Source organism: Salmonella sp. SAL4457, from assembly GCF_046548235.1.
In the GTDB taxonomy this organism is placed as follows: domain Bacteria; phylum Pseudomonadota; class Gammaproteobacteria; order Enterobacterales; family Enterobacteriaceae; genus Salmonella; species Salmonella enterica.
Genome location: NZ_JBGDZO010001035.1, coordinates 1 through 248, shown reverse-complemented (window position 1 = coordinate 248; position 248 = coordinate 1). Strand labels below are relative to the sequence as shown.

General features: G+C 60.5%; 1 protein-coding gene. It reads left to right on the top strand.

Going from position 1 to position 248, the window contains the following annotated elements; translation table 11 throughout:
• Nucleotides 1-248, top strand: a 248-nt coding sequence (locus ACLJNW_RS27325; RefSeq protein ID WP_410961687.1) for a hypothetical protein, incomplete at both ends; no start/stop codon positions are given.

The following is a 248-nucleotide window of genomic DNA, read 5'->3' as shown; positions in this document are numbered from 1 at the left end:
ATGCTGGCCTTCAGGCATTGTTCCCGAAGGTATTCGGCGGCGGTACGGCATATCTGGAACTTACCGGCGAAGATCTACTCGATACCGGTGTGGCGATCATGGCGCGCCCGCCGGGCAAGAAGAACAGCACCATCCACTTGTTGTCCGGCGGGGAAAAGGCGCTGACCGCGCTGGCGCTGGTATTCGCCATCTTCCAGTTGAACCCGGCGCCGTTCTGCATGCTCGACGAAGTCGATGCGCCATTGGAC